Raw genomic sequence first — 6,399 nt, 5'->3', positions numbered from 1 at the left:
TTTTTTTATATGGTTAATTACAGTTACTTCTTATTTCGCTGGTAAAAGCATTGGATATAGATAGCAAAGTATGGTGAAACTAATCATAGCATAAAGGATGCCGATGCGAATAGCTTGGATTGGCTTATAAAGTCGAATCAAGATGAGCAAACACCAAACCAATAAGACGAGGACAAACCAGCCGGAAAGTAACCGTAGAGGGGTTGGTCCATAAAGGAAAATATAGACACCAAATAATTTCCATCCTGCAAGTAAGGTCAGCAAGGTGGCAAATATAAAGAGTAAGGTGGTTGCTAAACGTGTACCTATCTGATCCCAGAGTGGCTTTTTGGCAATCAGATAGAAGACGCCTAGGACTACAAAGTTAAGGATAGACACCCGAACCAGCTGCCAGAAGCCAGCTACGGCAACAGTCGAAGCATTCTGCGGAGAAATAGCCTGAGCTACTGTTCCGGCGCTTAGGAGCTGACCGAGCTCACCCAGACCCGTTAGGAAGAAGAGAGCATAGGTCAGGCAGAGGCTGCCGATGATAATGTAGGCTGCGAAAGCAGGTGCTACTCGCAAAGGACGGATGCTTGCTTGAAATTTTTTGTAGCTAAGTTTAGTATCTTTTTTGCCTAACAGACTGCCAACTAGGAGGCCATAAAGGTAAAGACTGACAGGAACAGCCAGGCAGGCCTTGAAGAGAATCATGCTGCTATCAAGACTTGAAAAGAGGGAGTCAAGGAGATTTTCAATAACATCAGCGGTATTGCTGAAGAAGGAGGCAAAGCTGTCTGAAACCTGACTCAGCTGGGACCAGACAAAGTAGACCAAGATTCCTGCAACAAAGAAGCTGCTGACGATAATCACGAGCTGTTGGGATTTCTTTGAAGACAGACTGTCAGAGCTATCGGAAGAGTCCTGCTGCTTGCCTTCTATAAAGACTAGAATAGCAGCAATGAAATTTTTAAAGGGCAGGATGCAGAAGGCTTGAATGGTGTCAAACCAGACTAGGATACCCAAACGCCCTTGGCTTAACCAGCCTGTGCGGGACAGAATATAGAAGGCGAATGAGATGTGGATGGCTAGAAATTGGAACAATTCTAGCTGGCGATGAAGCCCCCAGAGACTTAAAGCTAGGGCTTGGGCTAACGTCATGATTAGAAAGCTTCTAGCCTCTAATCTGCTGTCAAGATTTTTTATCTGCAGAGATGGATAGGCCAATTTCCTGATTAAGGCCTCGCTTAATAATATAAGGCCGATTGCAAACGGGAAAAAGGGTGCAGTTTGATAATTAAAAAATACTGCAGAGTAAAAGTAGGTTAAAAGATAGAGGATTAGATAGCTGATTTTAAAGAATCGCAGTTGCTTGTCCTCTAGGCCAGTGAAGATGGTCTGTCTTTCCTCCTCTGCGGGCAGACAAGGCTGGACATTCATCTGTTCTTGTGCTGGATATTCCATAATTATTTCTCCTCCTCATCAGGGATATACTCCAAAATATCGCCAGGCTGGCAGTCTAGTTCACGGCAGAGAGCGTTGAGTGTTGAAAAACGGACTGCCTTGGCTCGATTATTTTTTAGGATAGATAGATTGGCTGGTGTTAGGTCAATTAACTCTGCTAAACGACCAGCGCTGATGCGCTTTTGCGCCATGACAAGGTCTAAATTTATCTGAATCATAAGACCTCCTAAATAGTGTAGTCCACTTGATCCTGCAGCTCAATGGCCTTGCCAAAAGCGTTGCGGATGACACGGATAATCAGGGTCAAGATACTGCAAGAAACAGTGACTAAGAGCATGGGCAAATAGGCTGTCAGTCCCATAAAGAGGGAGATAAGAGCGACAGTGCCGACTTCCCAGCCAAGATAGCGCATGTACTGAACATTTTGTGTGATAAAGACCTGATTTTTACCGATGCGGCTCAGGAGTCGATAGAGATGGACAATGCAGGCCAGAGCCAGGCAGCCTAGGACATAGCCAAACAGCAGCAAGATCCAAAAGCGTGTCTCTCCTTGAAAGAAAGGAGAGGGAAATTCGATAACTAGGTTGACGACCCAAGGTCCTAGAGCTATCAGGATAATGGAAGCAATAAATAAAAGGCTGATACTGATTTTTGTAAGTGTAATGCTCATATCTTCAGCAGTCTTTTTCATTTTGTCTGTCATAATTTCCTCCGACTAACGTTTCATTTCTTAGTAACTATAACACGAATGTTATCGATAATCAATAAGAAAATATCGAAAAAAGATAAAATCAGTCTTAAGGACTAGATGAAGGTTTCTAAAAAAGTTCTTATTTTATAGAGATGGATTTTTGTCAGGAGATGAACAGAGCAGAAGGGGATGAATATTTTGCTTGATTTTTGGTATAATGAAAAACAGGAATTGTACACTCTTTTCGGTCAGAGACGGAGTATATGTAAGGAGGGAAGAATCTGTGGGCGTAAAGCTTGTTCATTATCGTAGTAAGTTATATGAATTTCTCATGGTGCCTGCCATCGTTTCAAGGGATGATAAACATATGTGGAGGGATTTACTGCAGAATCAAAAGGAGCTGCTTCTTGATGTACAGCCGCACTATGATAAGCTCTATCAGGATTTACTTCCTTTGAAAAACGAGCTTGTTGCGGTTAGTTTGTTTGAAGAAGCTACGGTGGGACTGGCTCCGCTCCTCTACCTCTACTTGCTAGAAAAAGGAAAAGATCCGACCAATCCGCATGACTTGTTAGAATGTCTGAAAAAATTAGACGCAGAGCAAATCATCTATTGCTTATCACTTAAGCTTTCTAAAGGAGAAGTTGCCAAGGAACGTCCTGAGAATCTGCTGGCTTTTATAGAGAATAGTGACAAGTCTCCGGAAAATAAATGGTATTGGTACCAAGCTATTCAGCATCCAGAGCAGCTTCGGGACCAATTGGTTTCCTTGCTGGAAAGAGTGTTCGAGCTCTATCAGCCTATTTATGAGCAGTTTGAGCAGGAAGTACTAGCTTTTGAACGAGAATTTAGCCTATCTGATGTGATGGATGATGAAGAGCAGAATGCCAAGCTCTTTGAAAAGGACACACAAACATTTGTTCTGTCACCCATGTTTATTGACTCTTTTCTCGAAAAGGTTCCTGATTTCACTTCCTATTCCTTAGTCCTTTCGACGAGAAGTTCCCAGTTATCAAAGGCGGAATCGGAGCTTAATGATGAAACATTGGCTCAGACCTTAAAAACTCTTGGTGATGAAACACGCTATAAAGTCTTGATTGAATTGATTCAGCCGCATGCCAAGAATAAAGATATAGCTAAAAAACTGGGGCTTACAAGAGCCTCTATCTCATTCCATACGCAGAAGCTCCTAAATTCTGGCTTGCTGGAGCTTGTGGTGGATGATGATTCGGTTAAATACACGGTCAATAAAGAACTGATTCAAAAGATTATAGAGAAATTCAAACAGGACCTAACATAGTTTAAGAAGACCTAAATTCATTCTAGGTCTTCTTTTTGTAAAATAATAATCTAATAAAAATTTGACAATCACCTAATTTATTGTTATGATTTGTTAAACAAAAATCTAACAAGAGTAAAGGAGATGCCGTATGATTGTTTTTACAAAAAACAAAAATTTTCGCCAGTTGCTCATCAATCAATGGATTTCAGGTTTCGGAGACATTGTTTTTTATTTGGCTTTGATGAACTATGTCTCCGCATATTCCTTTGCTCCACTTTCGGTTTTATTGATTTCTCTTTCTGAAACGCTGCCTCAGTTAATTCAAGTTTTTACTGGAGTCGCGGCGGACTTTCAGAAGAATCGTATCCAGAAATACCTGCTTATACAGTTTAGTAAGGTCGTGCTATATAGCCTGGTAACGTTTTTGCTTCTTGGACAAGATTTCTCTTTCTTGATTTTGCTTGTGATTTGCTTGATTAACTTTCTGTCGGATAGTCTGAGTTATTTTTCAGGTGCCATGCTGACCCCAGTTTATGTAAAGGTGATTGAGCAAGATATGACCTCTGCAATGGGCTTTCGGCAGGCTAGTATGAGTCTGGTTCATATTTTGGGGAATCTAGCTGGCGGTTTTCTCATCGCTTGGATGAGTATTGGAGCTTTGGCGGGACTAAATGCTCTGACATTCTTGCTAGCTTACCTTGGGTTTTGGCATATTAGTAAAAGCTTACAGGACTTAGAACCGGAGCTCAGCAGTGCCAAGGAGCTAAATAGAGAAAATTATTGGCAGCATTTATTGGATTCTCTTAAAGTCTTGCTGGGATTAAAAAACGTTGTGAGGCTGTTATTGGTTTCAACCTTTGGGCAGATCACTCTGAATATTCTGACGCCAGTAGCGACTCTTTTATTGCTGAAAAGGCCTTTTTGGAACCTGCAAATCGGTCAGTCCATTGCATTGTTAATTGTTTTAAGTTCCGCTGGTTTGATTTTAGGGAATATTTTTAGTGGCGGTTTGCTGAAAAAACTTTCGACTAAGCTTGCTATGTATGTAAGTCAAGTGTGTGAAGGTTTTATTCTTTGCGGTTTTTTCTGGCAAAAATTTTTACTTGTCCTGATAGCAAGCTTTGCTTGCTCTGTTACAGTCGGTCTGCTGAGTCCTAGATTGCAGAAATCTGTATTCAGTATGATTCCAGAAGAGTCCATGGGAGCTATCCAGTCAGCTATTAATTTATTTAGCATGGCTGTTCCGAGTATTTTATCTATGCTGTTGATAGCTCTTGCCAGCAGTTTGGGGGTTATTTATATTCTCCTCCCGCTTGTGTTAATGCTGGCACTGTCTTTTTACTTAATTATTCCAATGGAGAACTTGAAGACAGATTCGGATAGCTGTTGAATGGCAGCGATCTTATTTTCTGCTTTGAAGAGACTTCTGATTTTTTAGGTCATTTTTGGTATAATAAAGGACAGGAAATACAAGGAAGTAAAACATGAAGATTTTTGATACACACACGCATTTAAATGTGGAAGAATTTGCTGGTCGAGAGGCAGAGGAGCTGCAATTAGCCAAAGAAATGAGTGTTACTGCACACAATATTGTCGGTTTTGACCGACCGACCATTGAGCGCGCCTTGGAGTTGGCGGACAACCATGATCAGCTTTATGCTACGATTGGCTGGCATCCGACTGAGGCTGGGACGTATGATGAGGCGGTGGAAGCTTATCTACTGGACAAGCTTCGTCACCCCAAGGTGCTGGCTTTGGGCGAGATTGGGCTGGACTATCACTGGATGACTGCGCCCAAGGATGTTCAGGAGCGGGTTTTTCGACGCCAAATCCAGCTCTCCAAAGAGCTGAACCTGCCCTTTGTCGTTCACACACGTGACGCACTGGAGGATACTTATGAGATTATCAAGAGTGAGGGTGTAGGTCCTCGAGGCGGTATTATGCACTCTTATTCGGGTTCTTTGGAAATGGCAGAGCGCTTTATCGAGCTGGGGATGATGATTTCCTTTTCTGGAGTCGTCACCTTTAAAAAAGCAACGGATCTTCAGGAGGCTGCGCAGAACTTGCCTTTGGATAAAATTCTCGTCGAGACTGATGCGCCATACTTGGCGCCTGTTCCCAAGCGTGGTCGAGAAAACAAAACAGCCTATACCCGCTATGTTGTAGAGAAAATTGCTGAGCTGCGTGGGCTACCTGTCGAAGAAGTAGCGCAAGCGACCTATGCCAATGCAAAGAAGGTGTTTGGGCTTGACTGAGAAGATAAAAATCCCTCAGGTAATCGTCGTTGAGGGCAAGGATGACACAGCTAATCTGCAGCGATTTTACCAAGTGGACACTTACGAGACGAGAGGTTCCGCTATCAATGAAGAAGATCTAGAGCGGATTGAGAAACTGCACCAACTGCGTGGTGTTATTGTTTTTACCGATCCAGACTACAATGGTGAGCGTATTCGTCGAATAATCATGGAGGCTGTGCCAACTGCTCAGCATGCCTTTCTTCGCCGTGATGAGGCGGCTCCCAAGTCTAAGAACAAGGGTAAATCACTTGGCGTAGAGCATGCATCATTTGAGGATTTACAGCAGGCTCTGGCTAGTTTGGTTGGATATTTTGATGATGAGGATAATTTTGACATCACCAAAAACGATCTTGTGCGACTAGGTCTGCTTATGGGAAGTGACAGCCGTCAGCGTCGAGAGTATCTGGGTGAGCAGCTCCGTATCGGCTACTCCAATGGTAAGCAGCTCCTTAAACGCTTGGAACTGTTTGGGGTGACTTTGGCAGAAGTGGAAGAAGCGATGGAGAGATATGAAAAATGAACGAAAAAGAATATGATTTAGAACAAGGTTTAGAAGAAATAGGCGAACTTGTTCGCTTATCAACAGAGCAACAAATAGGTAAAGCTTCTTGTGCAACTATAGCAGAGAAGGCAAGATCTATTTATGAACAATGTCCTGAATCAGAAGGTATTGGATTGTCGTATGC

Annotated in this window: 7 protein-coding genes; 4 read left to right on the top strand and 3 right to left on the bottom strand. The window is 42.5% G+C overall.

Translation table 11 applies throughout. The features are described 5' to 3' along the window. Window positions 1-30 precede the first annotated feature (30 nt). Genes HMPREF9380_RS00390 through HMPREF9380_RS00400 form a run of 3 tightly spaced genes read right to left on the bottom strand, consistent with a single transcriptional unit; the run spans window position 31 to window position 2,146 of the window. Complete coding sequence (locus HMPREF9380_RS00390) at window positions 31-1,443, bottom strand: DUF4153 domain-containing protein (protein ID WP_004193849.1); 1,413 nt, start codon at window positions 1,441-1,443, stop codon at window positions 31-33. Between the two features lie 2 nt (window positions 1,444-1,445). Further along, window positions 1,446-1,661, bottom strand: coding sequence for a helix-turn-helix domain-containing protein (locus tag HMPREF9380_RS00395; protein WP_002893895.1), 216 nt, complete (start codon window positions 1,659-1,661; stop codon window positions 1,446-1,448). Window positions 1,662-1,669: 8 nt separating this feature from the next. Continuing rightward, the gene (locus HMPREF9380_RS00400; RefSeq protein ID WP_002916575.1) at window positions 1,670-2,146 is read right to left on the bottom strand and encodes a DUF2975 domain-containing protein; all 477 of its coding nucleotides are present in this window, start codon (window positions 2,144-2,146) and stop codon (window positions 1,670-1,672) included. Between the two features lie 205 nt (window positions 2,147-2,351). Here HMPREF9380_RS00400 and HMPREF9380_RS00405 point away from each other — a divergent pair, with 205 nt between their 5' ends. The 4 genes from HMPREF9380_RS00405 (at window position 2,352) to rnmV (ending at window position 6,233) form a co-directional block, all read left to right on the top strand. Next, window positions 2,352-3,434 (top strand): ArsR/SmtB family transcription factor, encoded by a 1,083-nt coding sequence (locus tag HMPREF9380_RS00405; protein ID WP_004193846.1) that lies wholly within the window; start codon window positions 2,352-2,354, stop codon window positions 3,432-3,434. Between the two features lie 130 nt (window positions 3,435-3,564). Further along, window positions 3,565-4,806 (top strand): MFS transporter, encoded by a 1,242-nt coding sequence (locus HMPREF9380_RS00410; RefSeq protein WP_004193845.1) that lies wholly within the window; start codon window positions 3,565-3,567, stop codon window positions 4,804-4,806. 94 nt (window positions 4,807-4,900) lie between these two features. Further along, entirely contained in the window at window positions 4,901-5,671 is a 771-nt protein-coding gene (locus HMPREF9380_RS00415) for a TatD family hydrolase (RefSeq protein WP_004193843.1), read from the top strand. Then, a complete protein-coding gene (rnmV, locus tag HMPREF9380_RS00420) occupies window positions 5,664-6,233 on the top strand; it encodes a ribonuclease M5 (RefSeq protein ID WP_004193841.1) in 570 nt (189 codons plus the stop codon). Before HMPREF9380_RS00415 ends, rnmV begins: the two co-directional genes overlap by 8 nt. Window positions 6,234-6,399: the final 166 nt, after the last annotated feature.

The sequence above is a fragment of the Streptococcus sanguinis SK49 genome (genome assembly GCF_000212815.1).
GTDB classification, from domain to species: domain Bacteria; phylum Bacillota; class Bacilli; order Lactobacillales; family Streptococcaceae; genus Streptococcus; species Streptococcus sanguinis_C.
Note: the sequence above shows the minus strand (reverse complement) of the source record. Positions and strands in the feature narration are given on the sequence as shown.